11 protein-coding genes and 1 pseudogene are annotated in these 16997 nt (G+C 66.7%); 5 read left to right on the top strand and 7 right to left on the bottom strand.

Translation table 11 applies throughout. The features are described from left to right. From KVT39_RS22195 to KVT39_RS22215, 5 genes are all read right to left on the bottom strand, one after another. Window positions 1-2524: ESPR-type extended signal peptide-containing protein (locus tag KVT39_RS22195; RefSeq protein ID WP_306795596.1), on the bottom strand; the 2524-nt coding region annotated here is incomplete at its 3' end. Between the two features lie 1054 nt (window positions 2525-3578). Beyond that, entirely contained in the window at window positions 3579-4481 is a 903-nt protein-coding gene (locus KVT39_RS22200; protein ID WP_217590208.1) for a ferritin-like domain-containing protein, read from the bottom strand. Between the two features lie 95 nt (window positions 4482-4576). Further along, window positions 4577-4795: a hypothetical protein gene (locus KVT39_RS22205; RefSeq protein WP_034180843.1), complete on the bottom strand. Its 219-nt coding sequence runs from the start codon at window positions 4793-4795 to the stop codon at window positions 4577-4579. A 263-nt stretch (window positions 4796-5058) separates the two neighbouring features. Continuing rightward, entirely contained in the window at window positions 5059-5709 is a 651-nt protein-coding gene (locus KVT39_RS22210) for an NADPH-dependent FMN reductase (protein WP_034180842.1), read from the bottom strand. A gap of 310 nt (window positions 5710-6019) precedes the next feature. Then, window positions 6020-6325 (bottom strand): NIPSNAP family protein, encoded by a 306-nt coding sequence (locus KVT39_RS22215; protein WP_034180841.1) that lies wholly within the window; start codon window positions 6323-6325, stop codon window positions 6020-6022. A gap of 281 nt (window positions 6326-6606) precedes the next feature. Here KVT39_RS22215 and KVT39_RS22220 point away from each other — a divergent pair, with 281 nt between their 5' ends. Continuing rightward, window positions 6607-7395, top strand: a complete 789-nt coding sequence (locus tag KVT39_RS22220; RefSeq protein WP_131947442.1) for a GNAT family N-acetyltransferase — start codon at window positions 6607-6609, stop codon at window positions 7393-7395. A gap of 335 nt (window positions 7396-7730) precedes the next feature. Here the strand turns inward: KVT39_RS22220 and KVT39_RS22225 are convergent, their stop codons facing one another. Beyond that, complete coding sequence (locus KVT39_RS22225; RefSeq protein ID WP_217590209.1) at window positions 7731-9086, bottom strand: DUF3999 domain-containing protein; 1356 nt, start codon at window positions 9084-9086, stop codon at window positions 7731-7733. Beyond that, complete coding sequence (locus tag KVT39_RS22230) at window positions 9083-12067, bottom strand: DUF2339 domain-containing protein (protein WP_217590210.1); 2985 nt, start codon at window positions 12065-12067, stop codon at window positions 9083-9085. Before KVT39_RS22230 ends, KVT39_RS22225 begins: the two co-directional genes overlap by 4 nt. A 532-nt stretch (window positions 12068-12599) precedes the next feature. On the opposite strand from KVT39_RS22230, the pseudogene KVT39_RS22235 reads away from it, so the two are divergent. From KVT39_RS22235 to KVT39_RS22250, 4 genes and pseudogenes are all read left to right on the top strand, one after another. Beyond that, window positions 12600-13891 (top strand): annotated as a pseudogene (locus KVT39_RS22235) (glycine betaine/L-proline ABC transporter ATP-binding protein); the annotation flags it as partial. Continuing rightward, window positions 13884-14780 (top strand): choline ABC transporter permease subunit, encoded by an 897-nt coding sequence (gene choW, locus KVT39_RS22240; RefSeq protein ID WP_034180836.1) that lies wholly within the window; start codon window positions 13884-13886, stop codon window positions 14778-14780. The pseudogene KVT39_RS22235 and the gene choW, both read left to right, overlap by 8 nt. Before the next feature lie 109 nt (window positions 14781-14889). Further along, complete coding sequence (locus tag KVT39_RS22245) at window positions 14890-15888, top strand: GlxA family transcriptional regulator (protein ID WP_105390276.1); 999 nt, start codon at window positions 14890-14892, stop codon at window positions 15886-15888. 98 nt (window positions 15889-15986) lie between these two features. Beyond that, window positions 15987-16934, top strand: coding sequence for a choline ABC transporter substrate-binding protein (locus KVT39_RS22250; RefSeq protein ID WP_034180834.1), 948 nt, complete (start codon window positions 15987-15989; stop codon window positions 16932-16934). The last annotated feature ends 63 nt before the right edge of the window (window positions 16935-16997 follow it).

The raw sequence follows: 16997 nt of genomic DNA on the forward strand, positions 1-16997 counted from the left end.
GCGACGACACCGAGCTGTTGGTCGAGCTCAGGCCGGTGGACAGCGAGCTGATGCCGGTCGAGGTCGAGGTGGACAGCGAGGTGATCGAGCTGTTGGCCGACGAGAGGCCCGTCGAGGTCGAGGTGGACAACGACGTGATCGAGCTGTTGGCCGAAGACAGGCCCGTCGACGTGGAGGTGGACAGCGACGACACCGAGCTGTTGGTCGAGCTCAGGCCGGTGGACAGCGAGCCGATGCCCGTCGACGTGGAGGTGGACAACGACGTGATCGAGCTGTTTGCCGACGACAGACCGGTCGAGGTGGAAGTCGACAGCGAGGTGATCGAACTATTGGCCGACGAGAGGCCCGTCGAGGTCGACGTGGAGAGCGACGTGATCGAGCTGTTCGCCGAGGACAGGCCGGTCGACGTGGAAGTCGACAGCGACGCCACCGAGCTGTTGGTCGAGCTCAAGCCGGTGGACAGCGAGCCGATGCCCGTCGAAGTCGACGTGGACAACGACGTGATCGAGCTGTTTGCCGACGAGAGACCGGTCGAGGTCGAAGTCGACAGCGAGGTGATCGAACTATTGGCCGACGAGAGGCCCGTCGAGGTCGACGTGGACAGCGAGGTGATCGAACTATTGGCCGACGAGAGGCCGGTCGAGGTCGAGGTCGACAGGGAGCTGATCGAGCTGTTGGCCGAGGACAGGCCCGTCGACGTGGAAGTCGACAGCGAAGCCACCGAGCTGTTGGTCGAGCTCAAGCCGGTGGACAGCGAGCCGATGCCGGTCGAGGTCGAGGTCGACAGGGAGCTGATCGAACTGTTGGCCGAGGACAGGCCGGTCGACGTGGAAGTCGACAGCGACGCCACCGAGCTGTTGGTCGAGCTCAAGCCGGTGGACAGCGAGCCGATGCCGGTCGAAGTCGAGGTGGACAGCGACGTGATCGAGCTATTCGCCGACGACAGGCCGGTCGAGGTCGAAGTCGACAGCGACGTGATCGAGCTGTTCGCCGAGGACAAGCCCGTCGACGTGGACGTCGACAGCGAAGCCACCGAGCTGTTGGTCGAACTCAGGCCGGTGGACAGCGAGCTGATACCGGTCGAGGCCGAAGTCGACAACGACGTGATCGAGCTATTCGCCGACGACAGACCCGTCGAAGTCGACGTGGACAGGCTGGCAATGCTCGACGTCGTCGTGCTGGCGACCGCAAAAAGCTGGCTGCCGTTGATCGCGTCCGTGCTGGTCGCACTGACCAGGCCGGCGGCGACGTTCTGGATGCGCCGCTCCGCCCCGGCCGCGCCGACGCTGACCACGCCGGCGGCGGAACTCGCGCCGGCATAGGTGCCGAACGTCTGACTGCCGATCGTCGTGCTGCTGACGGTACCGGTGCCGCCGGTGGCGGTGTTCGCGGTGCCGGTCGTGACGGCATTGGAACCGAGCGCGACCGAGCCGGCGACGTTCGCATTGGAACCGGAGCCGAAGGCCAGGGCGTTGGTGGCGCCGGAAACCGCGGTGTCGCCGATCGCGACGCCGCCGGCCGCGGTGGCCGTGCTGCTGTTGCCCAATGCGACCGAGCCTTGACCGGTCGCGGAATTGGCATTGCCGATCGCGATGGCGCCTTGGCCGTTCGACGAGTCGTTCGCACCGAGCGCGACGGCGCCCGTACCGATCGCCGAGTTCGGGTCGCCGATCGCGACCGCGCCGTTGCCCGTCGCCGTCTGGCCGCGACCAATTGCAACCGCGCCGCCGGCAGCCGTGCTGCTGTTTGCCGTCGTGCCGCTCGAGCCGATCGCCACGTTCTGCCCGGTCGCGCCAGACACGGCACCGTCGCCCTGGGCGATGCCGTACGCGCCGTTGACGGTCGCGCCGCGGCCGACTGCGATACCCGACGTCGCGGTCGATGCGACGGACGACTGCCCGCCGATCGCGATGCTGTCCGAAGCGGCCGACTGCGCGCCCTTCGTTGCGTTGCTGCCGATGGCGATCGAGCCCGCGCCCGACGCGATGGTCGAGTTCGCTTGCGACAGCGGCGTCGTGCCGTTGCCGCCCGCACCGCCGATCGCGACCGAGTTCAGCGCGTTTGCCGTCGAGCCGAAGCCGAGCGCGGTGGCGCCTGCGCCGCTCGCGGTGGTTTCGAGGCCGGCGGCGACGCCCCACAGGCCGGCCGACGACTGCATGCCGGTGGCGACGGCGCCGTTGCCGGTCGCTTGCGCGAAGGAGCCGTAAACCGTGACGCCGGTCCAGCCGTTGCCGTTGGAATTACAGCCGGCCACGACCGAATACGTACCGGAGCCGTCGCCAGCCTGGTTCGCCGTGCCGCCCGGGTTGACTCGGCCGACTGCGCCGTTGCTTCCCGTAAAGCAGGTCTGTTGTGTGTTGAGCGTGTTGGCCTCGGCGAGCCCCGGCAGGCCGATCGCCAGTGCTGCGACTGCGGCGACCACGACGGCCGACTTGTTCGGCTTGCCCCGTGCCGAATCGATTTCCGATGCCGCGACCCAGGCGCCAAGAGCTTCGTTCCAGATCGAGCGGTATGTGCGGTTCATGTCCTACTACCTCCAAATGTGCACGCTACACACCGGTCTCTTTTGTTAGAGGAATACTCCGTGCGCTCGCGCGAATCTCAAAATTGATGGGCGGAGTTTATTGGAGGTGGATTTTATTAATTGCTAAATAGTGATAAATGGAGGGTTTGAAAAGTTAAAAGATGGTCAATGGATCGTGTTTTGATGTATCCAGGAAGAATGAATGTGAAAGGTGTAAGAATGTTACGTGTAGGGCTTTGGTTTTCCTCGGTCACGTCGTTAATATCTATAAAAATCAATGACTTGCGTGTGTTTTGTGCGGTAGATGACACAAGAAATGGGCGAATACGTAAGACGAATGAAATAGCAAACGTTTGCGCGCGAGATCATTCTTTCATTTTTGTAATGTCAGATGGTGCGCGGATTGATAATGTATTGAATGTCTTGTTTTCTTATTAAGTTGTGATTTGATGATTGATTGATTTTTGTTTTATTTGATTTTGTATAAATCAATTTAATTCGAAATGGCGAATATCGGTCTGTGCCGATTTGCGCATCTCGTCCGCCGTCGCTGCCCGTGCGGCGGGCGTTCCGGGCCGGCTGGGTCGTCGAATTTGTAAAAAATTGCTACGAAAATTGCTACAAAGCGACAGATTGGAGTCTTGGAGTTCAACTATCGGATTTGTCCTATTGACGATATCGGTGATGCCGGTTTCCGAGCGAAATTGAGAGGCATGCCGGACAGCCGGGGAGACGGCCCCGCAGCGGTGTCCCGCGTGGCGTCTCGACAGGGGCGTCAAAGACCGCTGGTCAGCGCCCTCACGCCGTGGGCGCGCCGAATCGTCGGAGGAAAAAAGGCGGGAGAAGATGTATCGGGCGCGCCACATTCGGTCCACGGATGTGAGCCGAAGCGGTCGCTCACCGCATGCAATGAGCCGGCTTCGAGCAGGAGGGGCGTCGATTCGTCCGGAGTGCGACGCAAGCGTTCCGGATCGAATCGGCCGCAGCGGCGACGATCAGCCCACGCCCAGCACGAAGAGGCTTGCCCGCATGCCGGTGGCCGCGCGCCTCGACCTTACTTCTTGAGAAACCGCAGCGCGAACCGCGCCATCCGCGGCACGAACATCGGGCGCAGCAGGCGCTTGTCGTAACCGGCCATCCGCCGGTCGTTCTCGACGAGACACAGCTCGATCAGCTCGCGCGGGTTCAGCGCATCGCCGATGTCGGCGGTGCCGGTTGCCGGGAAGTTCGCGTCACGCGCGACGCCGTCGGCATCGATGCCGCGTGCGATGCCGATGCGGTCGCGGATCAGGTGCACCCACACGGCCGCGACGCGCGCGAAGAACCACGGCCGGCGCCACCACGGGATCGTGCGCCAGTACCACGCATACCAGTTCGCGAAGAACAGGATGTGGCGGCCTTCTTCCTGGATCACCGGCTCGAAGGTGTCGACGAGTTCGGGCGGGAAATAACCGGAGCGCTGCGCGGAGCGGAACAGGCCGAACGCGAAGAAGCTGTCGATACATTCGCTGAAGCCCGTCATCATCCACGACCACTCGGGGTCCTTCGGCGCCGGGTAGGCCGGCTCGGGCGCGAGCCGGATGCCGTAGGCCTCGACGAGCTTCGACAATACGACCTTGTGGCGCGCTTCCTCGCCGCCGTCCATCTCGAGCGCGCGGCGCAGCAGCGGATCGCCGACCGTCGCTGCGTAGGTCGCCACGCGAATCGACGCGCGGCCTTCGGTTTGCACCGCGATGTCCCAGATCGGCAGCGACGTGAGCCGCCTGAGCTCGTCGGGCTTGAGCGCCGGCCAGTCGATCACGGCCGGCTTGTACGGGTTGTGTGTGTCGAGCAGCATGCGACAGAACATCTGCTTGTGCGCATCGGAACCGATCCTGACCGGACCTTGACTCTCGAAGGTCCAGTTGCGCATCGCGTGATCTGCGGCTGCGTGCTCTTCCTGCAGCGTGTCAGTCATGGCTATTGTTATGCGATTACGGGTCGAAAGATTCTTGCATAGCTTCCGTAAACGCGTATTTTCGTGCGGCCATGCGCACGCCGGCCACGCGTGCGTCACGCGTGCGTGTCGACCCAGAGGCGGCCCCAGCGGGACGCATAGGCGAGCGCGTGTTCCTCTTCGAAGAAGAAGTCGATCGCGTCGAACGAAACGGAGCGCGGCGACGGGCCGCCGCCCGCCCGCTCGATCGTCAGGTTGGCGGCGAACAGCCCGTTAGGCAACCGGGCGGCGGCGGGGGCGACTTCATAGCCCTTGTAGCGGATCGTACGGTTCATGGCGTGCGCGGAGAAAGTTCGGACTTTCAGCGTACGAAAACCCGCGGGCCGCGTGAACCAATCTTTCGGCCAATGCAAATCACGCGGCGGGCCGAATCGATATCGACGGGGCATGCCGGGGAAGGGGATTCGACGCGAAGCGTCGGTGTGGTTTGTGCGTGGCGCGGTGCCGGCGCGCGCAGCACATCGCCGCGCGTCCGAAGACGCGCCGCCCGCGCACGGCGAACCTTGTCGGCCGGGCGCGGGCGGCGGAGTGAACGGGATTACTGGTTGGCGACCTTCAGCACGGGGGCGAGCGCGTCGACCGATGCCGCGTGCGTGGTCGCGCGATGCGACGCGAATGCGAGTGCGAACTCGGCGGCTTGCGCGCCGACCGTCTCGAGCTGTGCGACGACCTTCGGATCCGAGCAGCTGTCGGCGCTTTCGAAACGCGTTTCGAGCGTGTTCACGGTCGCGCCGAACGGCGTCGGCCAGCCGCGCAGCGCGTGGACGATCGAACGCAGCGACGTCAGCACGGTGCCGGCCGCCTGCCAGCCGTATGCGGTGACGATCAGGCCGACCGCGCGGCCGTCGAGATAGGGGCGCTCGTCCGCGCGCAGTTCCTCGAGCGTGTCGAGCGCGTTCTTCACGAGGCCGGAGACGCCGCCGTGATAACCGGGCGTCGCGATGATGATCGCGTCGGCCTGGCGCACGGCGTCGATCAGTTCGCGCTGCGCGTCGGTCAGCGTTTTGTGTTCGGGTGCGTAGTGCGGCAGCGTATGCAGGAACGGGCCGTCGAACAGGCGCGTGCGTGCGCCGGCGGCCTGCGCGCCGCGCAGCGCGAACGACAGCGCGCGTTCGGTCGACGACGCTGCTCGGGTGGTACCGCCGATGCCGACGACGAACGGGCGGCGGTGTTGATCGAATGCAGTCAAGGGGCGCTCCTCGGGGATGGCTTGCCCGGCTAAGCACAGGCTTAAAACCAGATGGTAACGACCCCATCGCCACTCTGAAAACGACTTTTCGTTCTATCGATATGCCGCGCGGCGGGGGCAATCGTGTGCGCGGCCGCGCAGATCGATAGCAGAAATGCTTGGTTGGGACGGTGCGCCGCGGTCGATAAGATGGGCCCGTCTCCTCCATGATGTCTCTACTGACATGGGTTGGCCCCGCCGCGCGGATGCAGGCGGGGCTTTTTTTCGTCCCGGTCAGGAAAAGGGGCGCGATGCCGGCGGGCGTCGCCGGTTACTCGAATACCGGCCGGAAGAAGCTGCGTTCGTAGCTGACGATGCAGCGCGTTTCCTCCGCGTAGCGGAACGCGGCCTGGCACGCCGGATCGTCCTTCGAGCGTTCGCGGTAGCGCTCGTACTCGGCGAGGCTCGGGAACGAAAACATCGCGAGCGCGATGTCGTTCGCGCCTTCGGACGGCAGGAAATAGCCGTGATGCGTGCCGCCGAACTTTTCGACGAGCGGAATCCACATCTTGCCGTAGGTTTCGAACTGGTCGAGTTTGTACGGATCGATGACGTAGCGAAGGAAGCAGGTGACCATGTGCGCTCGCGGTGCGGTGACGGAACAGCGAGTCTGGATTGCGTCGCCGCAGGTGTCAACGGAGCACCTGCGGGGCGTCGACGCCGTCGCGGGATTCATTGCTTGCGCGAACAACGATCGGCGCATTTTCATGCGTTCGCAACGACGCTGGCAGAGCGGCGGAACGTACCGTCGCCGCCGTTTTTTCCGCGCGCGTTTCCCCGAACTTTTACGACATTTTTTCTTGCGAGGGCGGTCGGCGCGCTCCTAGACTTCGGGCATCCCAACCACGGAGCACTGCGATGTCGATACCCTGGAACGCGATTGCCGAACGTCTCCCTGCTGCGCCGCCTTCCGCGTGCGCCGACCGGGTGGTCGTACGGCGTTTCGATCCGGCAGTCGACAGCTATGCGCAACTCACGCCGATGCTGCATCGCGCGTTCGCGCGGCTCGGCGCGATGGGGCTCAACTGCACGTGCGTCGATCAGGACGAGGACGTCACGCGCCGTCGCGCGGAAGCGGGCGAATGCTACGTCGCCGTGCGTGGCGGACGCGTGATCGGCACGGCCACGCTGTATGGGGCCGATCCGTATTCGGCCTGCTCGCTGTACCGGCAGGAAGGCGTCGCGAGCGTGCGCCAGGTGGCCGTGGATCCCGATTGCCAGAGCCGCGGGATCGGCGCATTGCTGCTGTCGTTCGCCGAGCAGTGGGCCGCGTTGCGCGGCTATACGCTGCTCGCGCTGGATACGCCGCATCCCGCGTCGCATTTGCTGGCGTTCTACGGCGCGCAGGGTTTCGAGGTCGTCGACGTGATGCGCTTCGCCGGCAAGCGCTACGACAGTGCGATCCTCTGCAAGCGGCCCGTCGCGCAGGTCGTGCGCCGCGTGTCGCCTGCGTCGCGGCTGGCCGTGCGCGTGGCAGCCGTGCGGCGTCTGGCGCATGCGTTGCCGGCACGCGTGGTGGCAGTGGCACGGCGCGACCCGCGCGTACGCCGTGGCGCGGGATGGGCGGCGCGCCGCGCGGCCGGCGCCGCGAGCTGCCGTTCGACGCCGTGGCGGCCGCGCCAGCACGGGCGCTACACGTTCGGCTGAGCGCCGCGCACCGGCTCTTTTTCCCGGTTTTACCGCGTAAACGTCGTATGAGCGGAGTGTGGTGCTTCCGCTCGTGTACGGCCCATCAGACACCCCCGCCGCATCGCGGCGAAACCGATGTTTACGCGCTTTTTATGCTTTGCCGCGATCTTCACGCGAACCTTCACAAGATGGTTCAAGTGGAAACGGATGCTGCGCGATCGTGCGCGCGATGGTGTCGGCCAGCGAAGAGCGAAGCCGAACGCCGTCACGACGGCTCGTCGCAGTGACGCGTTGCGGCCGTCGAAAGAAACAGGTACGCCGGATAAGCGTCGCGCAAAGACGACCGCGTCGCGTCACTCGTCGCGGTTGCGCGACTCGCCGCCGCTTTTCGCAAGCCGCCAGGCAATCGTGCCGAGCGCACCGACCGCGATCACCAGCGACGCCCACAGCACGTAGCGGCGCTTCGCGTCGGTATCGGCCGCCGCCGGCGCGACCGCCGATACCGGCAGCGCCGTGCCGACGCGCGCGGGCCGGACTTCGGGTGCCATGCCGACCAGCAGCGCATCGCGACCGACGGCCGACGACACGAGCGACGCATCGCCGACGCCGAGCGTAAACGGCGGCGCACCGCGTGCGACGAAGGTCAGCGCCGCCGGATGCCAGCCGATCGCGACGGCCGGCTGGCCGGCGCCGAATCCGCCGTTGCGCATGTCGACGACGATCCGCCACGCGCGATCCGTGTTCGCCGCGAACTCGAGCGGCGGATTGCGCTGCTCGCCGGCCTTGCCCTGCAGCCGGAACAGCACGCCGCCTGCGACGTCGCGCCACGGCGCCTGCGTGTCGGCGCGGCTTTGCAGCGTCGCGCGCGCGACGGTGTTCGGCTGCGGCAGGTCGATGCGCACGCGGTCGACCGGATACGCGCCGTCGGTGTCGAACAGATACTCGCCGGGCGTGCTGCCGGCCCGTACGTGCGCGGCGTCGCGCCATTGGCGCGGCACAGATGCGGTGTCCGTCCCGCGCGCGTCGCGCGGATGCGTCTCGACGTCGATCGACGCGATCGCGGGCGCGCCGTCGAGCCAGTCCAGCCGCAGGTAGCGCGGCGCCGCACCGTCGAGTGCGATGCGTTCCTGCACCAGCATGTCGCCGCCGCGGCCGACCTTCAGCAACTGCGTGCTGCCGAGCGAGCGCCAGTTGCGCAGATCGTCGCTGGCATCGACGGCGACACGCCCCTGGTAGCTGTCGTCGCCCACGTGCACGAGCAGTGCGTCGATGTCGCCGTTCGCACGCGACAGGTCGACGAGATCCGCGCCGCGCTTTGCCGGTGCCGGCGTGGCGAAGGCCGCGCGCAGCGAGCCGTCCGGGCCGACCGTCACGCCGAGCGGCGCGTTGCCGTTATCGGCGCGCACCGGCGGCAGCGGGAACCAGTGCACCGGCGTGCGCGACGTCGGCACGGCGGGCGCGGCCGCGGCGGGTGCGTCGAGCGAATACGGAACCGGCTCGCCCGCGCCGTTGAAGACGCGCACGTCGCCGAGATCGTCGCGCCGGCTGGCCGCATACACGGACTGCGGCACGGTGAGCTGGTAATACGCGGCGTTGCCGTCGAGGTCGAGCGAGAAGCGCTGCGCGACGCGCCCGGCGCCCGGCGTGCCGTCGGCGGCCGCGAACGACGCGAGCAGGCTCAGTCCGAGCAGGGCGGCGAGTCGTTTCATTGCGGGTCGTCCCGTTGGGCCGCGGCCTTCGGCGGCAGCGGCGAGAAATAGCCGATCAACAGCAGCAGCACGCCGATGCCGATGAACGACACGATGCGCTCGATGCCGGTCACGTGCGACAGGTCGAACAGGAACAGCTTGACGACCGTGAGCGCGAGCAGCGCGGCGCCGACGAACCACAGCGGGCGCAGCCCGCGGCGCGTGGCCCAGATCGTTGTCGCGAGCGCGCAGACCGTCCAGTACACGGATACCGACGCCTGCACGAGCGTCGATTCGGCCATCGCACCGAATTCGTACGGCACGCCGGCCCAGTGATGCAGCGTGCGCAGCATCAGCGCGTTGAACCACAGGAATACGGTTGCGATCGCAACATAGTCGACCGCGCGCGGATGCCACGCGATGCCGAGTGTCTTCAGTCGGCGCAGCCACGCGGCGAATGCGACGAAGACCAGGAACTGCGCGATGTCGAGCGGATTGAGCAGCGGCAGCCAGAAGAGCGGCGATGCGTCGCCGTCGCTTGTCGCGCTGGCAATGCTCCACAGCCACAGCAGCGCGGCGAGCGGCGCCGCGCCCCACACCTGGTAAGCGCGCGGGAACGCGGCGACGGGCCAGCGCAGGCGCGAGCCGGGGCCCGATACGAGCAGGAGCAGCGCACCGAAACCGTAGGCCCACGCGCTCCAGCTCCACGCGCCTTCAGGCACGAATGCGCGCAGGCGCCAGAAGCCTTCGAGCGACAGCAGCCCGCACAGGGTCCAGAACATCAGCGTATGCAGCGGCGCGATCACGCCTGCGGCGATGGCTTGGCCGATGCCGGGTGCCGCACCCTGCGCGGCATCGGCGCTTGCCGGTCCGCGCGACTGGCGCCACAGCAGCGCAAGACCCGCGCCGACGGCGACGGGCCACGCGAACGCGCCGAGACCCGACAGCGGCGCTTCGTACGCATCGAACGCGCGCAACGCGAGCAGCGCCAGCACCGGCGTCAGCGCGAGCGCGGGCCATTCCGCGAGCGGCCACGCCAGCCGGCGGCGCGCGACGTGCGCGAGCCACGCGGTGCCGGCCGCGAACAGCGCGGTTGCGTCGACGACGAAGCGGTCGGCATGCAGGTCGACGTGACGGCTCGCGTAGACGAGGATCTCGTGCAGCCCGCCGCTCACCCACCACAGCAGCCCCCATGCCGCGGCCGCGGCGCCGATCTCGGGCATCCACGCATGCCACGCGCGCGCTTCGCCGCGCCCGTGCAGCCACCAGCCGGTGAACAGGCCGGCGAGCGCGATCAGCAGCATCGCGATATACGGGCCGTTGAGCACGGGCAGCGCGGTTGCGTCGGCCGGCCCGAGCAGGCTCGTGAAGAACGCGCCGGCCGCGGCGACCTGCATCAGCAGGCCGAAGCCGAACGGCAGCAGGCGCTTCTGGCGCACCGCGAGCCACACGACGGCCGCGCCTTCGATCGCCCAGGCGGCACTCGTCGTCGGGCCGGAAAACGCGAGCGGCACGGCCAGCGTCGCGAAGATCACCGCGAGCGCGAGCATCGCTTCGAACAGCAGCGCGAGACGGTCGCGGCGCCGCGCGAGCCATGCGGCGACCGCGACGTAGAACGCCGACAGCGCGACGGCGCTCCACGCGAGCCCGAACGGCATGCCCTTCACGAGCGACGCCTGCAGCGCGGTCGCGACGATCGGCGTGCCGAACACGAGCGTGCCGTCCACGTAGTGCCGCAGCGCGAGTTCGCGTTTCACCGCATACAGCAGCGCGATGCCGACATACATCAGGAAGAACAGGATCAGGAACGGCTCGGTGCTCGCGAACAGCGCGGGGCGGTAGGCCGTCACACCCCACGCCGAACCGATCGTGAACGTGAACACGAAGCCGAGCAGGTTCAGCGGGCGCCATGCCTTGAACCACGCGATCGCGAAGATGCCCGCGTTCAGCAGCGCGTAGTAGCTGAACAGCGCGACATGGTTGCCCTGGCCGGTCGACAGCAGCACCGGCGCGAGAAAGCCGCCCGCGCTGCCCATGAACGCGAGCGGCAGCGCGTTCTGCCTGACCGCGAGGAACGCGCTCAGCGCGCAGACCGCGACCATCAGCGGAAACGCGGCGCCGACGGGCAGCAGCGCATAGAGCTTGGTCGCGGCGAAGATCGTCAGGTACAGGATGCCGATGCCGCCGCCTTGCAGCACGAGGCCGTATGCGGCGCGGCGCGCGCGCACGCGCCAGCCGATCGCGAGCAGCGCGGCCGCGGCGAGCGCGGTGCCCGCGAGGCGGAATTCGATCGGCAGCATGTTGTTGTCGGCCGCGTACTTGAGCAGGAACGCGACGCCGAAGAACAGCACGACGATCCCGACGCGCACGACCGTATTGCCGCCGAGCAGCCAGTCGCGCGCGGCGCTGAATGCACGTTCGGCGATGCCGGGTTCGCGCGGCGCGGGCGGGGTGGGGCGGACGGGTGTTGCTGGCGCGTTCGCCGTTGCGTGGGCGGCGGCGGGAACGGGGGCGGGCGCTGCGGTTGCCGGTGCCGCGGCCGGCGTCGGCACCGATGTCGATGCCGGCATGCCCGCGCGCGCCGCGGCTGCGATTGCGGGTTGCACAGGCGGTGTCGGTGGCGTTGCCGAAGCAGCGGGTGAGAGCGGAGCGGACGAGGCGCCGGCCGCGCCGGACAAAGGCGTTTGCGCGGCACTGCCGGCGGCGGCCGCACCGGCCTTCGCGCCGGCGAGCTGGCCGCGCAGCGAATCGAGTTCGCGCGTGAGCGTTTCGACGGTCGCTTCGAGGCGCGCGACACGATCGACGAGCGGCGGTGGCGTCGCGGGCATCGCGAACGCGTCGGGCGCGGCGCTGTCGTTTTTGGGTTTGTGTTGCCGCAGCGCGTGACCGATGCAGAATCCGACGACGGCGCCGAGCAGCGAGCCGTTCGCGGCCGAGAAATCCCCGATCAATGCGGCGATGCCGCCCACGATGAAGCCGATTACGGCGAATGCCCAGTTCAACGCCTTACTCCCTCTCTCGTATCGTTATCGTCCTTCGCTCGCGGTTCGCACCGGATCGAGGCGGGTTCAGCACGGCCGGCAGGCGAACCGGCATGCGCGCCGTTGGCGGATCGTCGTGCGCAAGGCGCGCGGCAACAGCGCGATCGGCGTGTTTGCCGGCAATGTATCACAGCGGGCATGCGGGATTTTCTGGGTTGCGGAGAGGCCCCGATGCGTGCCTGATCTTCGTTGATGACGATCGCGCGGCACGGTTTTTTCTGTACGGTCATGCTTTTTGCGGGGGGCCGACAGGCACGGCGAGACGGCCGCCGGGATGCATTGATCTGACGACAGTCGCGACGCCGGCTGATCGGACGTGAAATTGTCGCAAAACGACGCGCGCCCGATGCGGATTGGCGCGAAAAAACATGCGATTCGCGCCGCGCTGCTGCGCACAAGCTCCGCGTGCGATGCCCGTCGTTATTGGGTGTGCGCGTATTGCGCTGCCGCAATCGGGGGGCGCCGCGTGCCGCGGCCCGCCTGGCGGGGCTGGAGGCCGTGTCGTATTTGCGCAAGCGTTTGTCGTAATTCGTCGGCAGGCCGGGGTTTTTTCTAGCAACTATGTAGGCACGCTATGACTCGCGTGAGTCCCCGCTACACGAGGAGAAGGTTTCGATGGATGCCCCCAAGGTCGTAGTCGAAGGTCTGTGCAAGGTGTTTGGAAACAACCCGAAGCAGGCGCTCGACATGCTCGCCGCCGGCGCGACGAAGGACGAAGTGCTCAAGCGCACCGGTCAGGTCGTCGGCGTACACAACGTCTCCTTCGATGTGCAGGAAGGCGAAATTTTCGTGCTGATGGGCCTGTCCGGCTCCGGCAAATCCACGCTGATCCGCCTCGTGAACCGGCTGGTCGATCCGAGCGCCGGCAAGGTGCTGATCGACGGGCTCGACGTCGCGTCGGCACGCCGCTCGGCGCTGACCGCGCTGCGCCGCAAGGACATGAGCATGGTGTTCCAGTCGTTCGCGCTGATGCCGCAACGCACCGTGGTGTCGAACGCCGCGTTCGGCCTCGAGGTCGCGGGCGTCGGCAAGAAGGAACGCGAGCGCCGTGCGATGGAAGTGCTCGAGCAGGTCGGCCTCGCGCCGTTCTCGCACAAGCTGCCGTCCGAGCTGTCGGGCGGCATGCAGCAGCGTGTCGGCCTCGCGCGTGCGCTGGCCGTGAACCCGTCGCTGATGATCATGGACGAGGCGTTCTCCGCGCTCGATCCGCTCAAGCGCAGGGAGATGCAGGACGTGCTGCTGCAGCTCCAGAAGGAGCAGCGCCGCACGATCATGTTCGTGTCGCACGATCTCGAGGAAGCGCTGCGCATCGGCAGCCGCATCGCGATCATGGAAGGCGGCCGGCTCGTGCAGGTCGGCACGCCGCAGGACATCATCGCGAACCCGGCCGACGACTACGTGCGCGCGTTCTTCGACGGCATCGACACGAGCCGCTACCTGACCGCCGGCGACCTGATGCAGACGGGTGCCGTGCCGACCATGTCGAAGTGCGATGCCGCGAACGTCGCGGCGGCGCTGAATGGCAGCGACGAATACGCGTTCGTGCTCGACGGCCAACGCAAGATCCGCGGCTTCGTCACGCGCGACGCGATCGGCGATGCGTCGCCGTCCGTCCGTCCGATCGAAAGCATTCGCCGCGACGCGACGCTCGATCACGTTGTCGCCCGCGTGGTGGCGAGCCCGAACGCACTGCCCGTCGTCGACGACGACGGCTGCTACTGCGGCTCGGTCGACCGCGCACTCATCCTGAAAGCCATCACGCGTTCGCGAGGTTCCCATGTCTGAAATGATTCCGCTCGGTACCTGGGTCGACCAGTCCGTTCACTACCTGCTCGACCATGACGCCAAGACATTCGACGCGATCGGCCAGGCGATCGAGGGCCTCGCGGCGCTCGTCGAACACGGCCTGCAAGCGATCCCGATGTGGCTGATGATGGCGATCTTCATCGGCGTCGGGCTATGGCGGGTGGGCTGGCGTTTCGCGCTGTTCACCACCGCGTCGCTGCTGCTGATCTTCGCGACGGGCTTCTGGGACCAGACGGTCATCACGCTCGGCCTCACGCTGTCGTCGACGATCATCAGCCTCGTGCTCGGCATCCCGCTCGGCATCTGGGCCGCGAAGAGCAAGTGGGTCGCCGCGATCGTGCGTCCGATCCTCGACCTGATGCAGACGATGCCCGCATTCGTCTACCTGATTCCGGCCGCGATGCTGTTCGGTCTCGGCCGCGTGCCGGGGATTCTGTCGACGGTGATCTTCGCGATGCCGCCTGCGGTGCGCCTGACGAGCCTCGGCATCCGCCACGTGAACCGCGAGATCGTCGAAGCCGGCCAGGCATTCGGCTGCACGCCGTGGCAACTGCTGTACAAGGTGCAGTTCCCGAATGCGCTGCCGTCGATCATGCAGGGCGTGAACCAGACGATCATGATGGCGCTGTCGATGGTGATCATCGCGTCGATGGTCGGCGCGGGCGGTCTCGGCAACGACGTGCTCGCGAGTATCCAGCGCCTCGACATCGGCCTCGGTTTCGAAAGCGGTCTGTCGGTCGTGCTGCTCGCGATCATTCTCGACCGCATCACCGAAAGCTTCGGCCGTGCACCCGGCACCGTGAAATCGCCGCTGTTCTCGGGCCTCAAGCAGCTTTTTCGCGCGAAGGCCACACCCGCGCAAGCCTGATTGACCGGCGGCCGGCCCGTCTTCCGGCTGCCTTCCCTGATTCGATAACCGCTTCCGCGGCGTTTGCCGCGGGGCTGGCCGCTCGTAACCTGTTCGACAGGAGTCCGATGTGACGTCCGCCGCCGCTGTCGCGCCCGCCGCCTGCGTTTCACCGGTTTCGTCCCTCGCCCATTTCGGCTTCCTGACGCTGCCGAACTTCTCGATGATCGCGTTTTCGAGCGCGGTCGAAGTGCTTCGGATGGCGAACTACGTCGGGCGCGCCGATCATTACAAGTGGTCTATCTACTCGCTCGACGGCGCGCCGGCGCATGCCAGCAACGGCATTGCGGTACGGCCCACGCAGGCGCTCGACTATACGAACCTGCCCGACGTGATGATCGTGTGCGGCGGCATCCGCATCCGCGACGTGGTCGACGAGGGCGCGCGCGATACGCTCGCGGCGCTCGCCGAGCGGGGGCTGCCGCTCGGCGGCATCTGCACGGGCGCGTATGCGCTGATGTCGAGCGGGCTGCTCGACGGCTATCGCTGCACCGTGCACTGGGAGAACCTGTCCGCGCTGCATTCCGAGTTTCCGCAGGTCGGCTTCGCCGATGAGCTGTTCGTCGTCGATCGCGACCGGCTGACCTGCACGGGCGGCACCGCGCCGCTCGACCTGATGCTGAACCTCGTCGGCATGCGGTTCGGCCAGCAGCTTGCCGCGCAGGTGTCGGAGCAGTTCATCCTGGAGCGCATCCGCAGCTCGACCGACACGCAGCCGATTCCCGTCGATGCGCGCGTCGGCTTCTCGCGTGCGGAGCTGATCGAGGTCGTGCGGCTGATGGAGGCGAACATCGAGGAGCCGCTGTCGCTCGAGGAACTCGCGCGGCTCGTACGGTTGTCGCAGCGGCACCTGCAGCGGATGTTCAAGGTGTACCTGAACGTGTCGCCGACCCACTATTACCTGACGCTGCGCCTGAAACGTGCTCGCGATCTGCTGCGCACGACCGATGCGTCGATCGCGCGCGTGACGACGGTCTGCGGTTTTCATTCGCCGTGTCATTTCAGCAAGGCGTACCGCGCGCAGTTCGGCCATGCGCCGAGCTACGAGCGCAGGTTGCCGGGGCGCTGACAGTTTGTACGGCCCGCGACGTCGCCGGGATCGCGGCGCGCGGTTTCAATAAGAGATCCCGCATTCATGCAAACGACATCACTTTGAGGAGAAGAAAGATGAAGCGCCTATTGATCGCAGCGGTGTGCGGGATCGGGATAACCGCGCCGATGTCGGCCGTTTATGCGGCCGATCCGCCCGTATGCAAGAACGTGCGCTTCGCGGACGTCGGCTGGTCCGACATCGCGGCGACCACGGGCCTTGCATCGACGATGCTGCAGGGGCTCGGCTACAGCCCGACGAAGACGATCGCATCGGTGCCGATCACGTTTGCCGGGATCAAGAGCAAGCAGATCGACGTGTTCCTCGGCTACTGGTCGCCGACGATGGACCCGATCATCCAGCCGTTCACGAAGGCCGGCACGATCAAGGTGCTCTCGACGCCGAACCTGACCGGCGCGAAATACACGCTCGCGGTGCCCGACTACGTGTACCAGGGCGGCCTGAAGTCGTTCGCGGACATCCAGAAGTACGCGGACAAGCTGAACGGCAAGATCTACGGGATCGAGCCGGGCAACGACGGCAACCTGCTGATCAAGAAGATGATCGACGGCAACCAGTTCGGCCTCGGCAAGTTCAAGATGGTCGAGTCGAGCGAGGCCGGGATGCTGGTCGAGGTGAACCGCGCGATCCGCGACAAGCAGTGGATCGTGTTCCTGGGTTGGGAACCGCATCCGATGAACGTGCAGATGAAGATCGACTACCTGAGCGGCGGCGACGACGTATTCGGCCCGAACTACGGCGAGGCGAAGGTGCTGACGGCAACGCCGCCCGACTACGCGCAGCGCTGCCCGAACGTCGCGAAGTTCGTGTCGAACCTGCAGTTCACGACGACGATCGAGAATCACGTGATGATGCCGATCATGAACAAGGAAGACCCGAACAAGGCGGCGGCCGCGTGGCTGAAGGCGAACCCGCAGGCGCTCGACAAGTGGCTCGCGGGCGTGACGACGCTCGACGGGAAGCCGGGGCTGCCGGCGGTGAAGGCGTATCTCGGCGTGCATTGAGAGGAGTTATTCAGGCTTCAGCCATTTTTGTTTGAGGTTTGACGCTGGTCGCATGCCCCCGAA

The organism is Burkholderia sp. GbtcB21, from assembly GCF_019091065.1.
Taxonomy (GTDB): Bacteria; Pseudomonadota; Gammaproteobacteria; order Burkholderiales; family Burkholderiaceae; genus Burkholderia; species Burkholderia pyrrocinia_C.

Coding starts and splice junctions, on each gene's coding strand:
- KVT39_RS22215 (WP_034180841.1), bottom strand. CDS start 6,325: ATGGTCACCTGCTTCCTTCGCTACGTCATCGATCCGTACAAACTCGAC.
- KVT39_RS22220 (WP_131947442.1), top strand. CDS start 6,607: ATGTCGATACCCTGGAACGCGATTGCCGAACGTCTCCCTGCTGCGCCG.
- choW (WP_034180836.1), top strand. CDS start 13,884: ATGTCTGAAATGATTCCGCTCGGTACCTGGGTCGACCAGTCCGTTCAC.
- KVT39_RS22225 (WP_217590209.1), bottom strand. CDS start 9,086: ATGAAACGACTCGCCGCCCTGCTCGGACTGAGCCTGCTCGCGTCGTTC.
- KVT39_RS22250 (WP_034180834.1), top strand. CDS start 15,987: ATGAAGCGCCTATTGATCGCAGCGGTGTGCGGGATCGGGATAACCGCG.
- KVT39_RS22205 (WP_034180843.1), bottom strand. CDS start 4,795: ATGAACCGTACGATCCGCTACAAGGGCTATGAAGTCGCCCCCGCCGCC.
- KVT39_RS22200 (WP_217590208.1), bottom strand. CDS start 4,481: ATGACTGACACGCTGCAGGAAGAGCACGCAGCCGCAGATCACGCGATG.